The organism is Ruegeria sp. AL1 (genome assembly GCF_056540905.1).
Genome location: NZ_JBQFXP010000035.1, coordinates 1 through 1,847, shown reverse-complemented (window position 1 = coordinate 1,847; position 1,847 = coordinate 1). Strand labels below are relative to the sequence as shown.

Below are 1,847 nucleotides of genomic sequence, written 5' to 3'. Positions count from 1 at the left end.
CCCTGACGCTAGCCCGGGCGATCATTTGTGAACCCCGGCCCAAGTTCAAAACCCGGATCCGAGGCGCTACGATGATAAAGGCCCTTCTTGTTCTTTTTGCGCTTGCTACCTTTTCGTCAGCACGCGCCCTACTCGCTCAGGAAAACGGTGCAACTGAAGTCCCGCAAACAATACGCTTTGAGGGCTATGTATAGCCCAGTCGCTGTCCGCCATCAGCACCCATGGAACAGACTAGGTTGATTGCGTAGCGGAGGATTTCAGGCTCATCGTAACCATCAGAGAGTGGAGATGAGAATGAAATCCGGGAAACAGAAAGCGTCAGCAGAGAGAGTTGTCAAAGACATCCGCAGGAAGACACGGCGCCAGCATTCGGCAGAGGAGAAGATCCGTATTGTGTTGGATGGGCTTCGTGGTGAAGACAGCATAGCGGAGCTGTGTCGCCGTGAAGGAATAGCTACGAGCCTGTATTACAGCTGGTCGAAAGAGTTCCTTGAGGCCGGTAAGAAGCGGTTGGCTGGCGATACCGCACGCCAGGCTACCAGCTCTGAGGTGAAGGATTTGAGAGCGGAATCGTCGGCGCTGAAAGAGGTAGTCGCCGACCTGACCCTTGAGAACCGGCTGCTCAAAAAAAGCATGTTCGAGGATGGGGGAGACGACGAATGAGATATCCCGCATCCGAAAAGCTTGAGATCATCCGGCTGGTTGACGGTTCGCACCTGCCGATCAAACGCACACTGGAAAAGCTCGGCATTCCCAGAACGACCTTCTACCGCTGGTACGACAGGTATCTGTCTTTCGGCGAGGCCGGGCTTGAGGATCGCCATTCCCGGCCAGGTAGGGTTTGGAACCGCATCCCCGACAAGGTGCGCAAGCAGATCGTGGAACTGGCTCTGGAAGAACCCGAGTTATCGCCCCGCGAGCTTGCGGTGCGGTTCACCGACACCAGGCGCTACTTCGTTTCTGAGGCCAGTGTTTACAGGCTTCTGAAGGCACAAGATCTGATCACTAGCCCAGCCTGCATCACCATCAAAGCGGCGGATGAATTCCATGAGAAGACTGTGCGGCCGAACCAGCTTTGGCAGACCGACTTCACCTATCTCAAAGTCATCGGTTGGGGCTGGTTCTACCTGTCTACGATCCTGGATGATTACAGCCGTTACGTTGTCTCTTGGCGCCTTTGCACCACGATGAAAGCTGACGATGTCACAGGAACGCTGGAAGACGCTTTGGCTGCATCAGGTTGTGACAGTGTCACCGTTGCCCACAAGCCCCGGCTGCTCAGCGACAACGGCAGCAGTTACATCTCTGGCGAGTTGGCGAAATGGCTGGATGAGCAGGGTATGGATCATGTTCGGGGAGCGCCCAACCATCCGCAGACCCAGGGCAAGATTGAGCGATGGCATCAGACGATGAAGAACCGTGTCCTGCTGGAAAACTACTATCTGCCAGGAGCGCTCGAACAGGCCATCGGCGACTTCATCAATCACTACAACCACAACCGATACCACGAGAGCATCAGCAATCTGACACCCGCCGATGTCTATTTCGGTCGAGCCGAAACAATCCTCAGACGCAGAAAGGAAATCAAACACCAGACAATCCAGAAACGCCGCTTGCTGCATCATCAGAACGCGGCGTAGATTGAAACTGCGGCGAGCCTGATCCTCCTAAGCCAATCAAACGCTCGTGTTCCAAATCATTCGATGACGGACACACCGTGCGATACCTGGGCGTTGAATTGGAAGACGCGCTAAGAATTGCAGAGCGTATAGATATCTGAAACAGTTTGGCGAGCGGCGCTGTCGGTCGCCAATCCATAGCAGTTCTAGTTCTTTTACGCAGGAGTG

The 1,847-nt window shown here is 54.7% G+C and carries 1 protein-coding gene; it reads left to right on the top strand.

Annotated elements, in window-relative coordinates; all coding sequences use genetic code 11:
• Positions 1 to 288: 288 nt before the first annotated feature.
• Positions 289 to 1,640 (top strand): IS3 family transposase gene (locus ACRZ9X_RS22380; RefSeq protein WP_170717543.1). Its coding sequence is split into 2 segments (ribosomal slippage): positions 289 to 625 and positions 625 to 1,640, totalling 1,353 coding nucleotides; the frame shifts between segments, so codons are not numbered across the junction.
• The last annotated feature ends 207 nt before the right edge of the window (positions 1,641 to 1,847 follow it).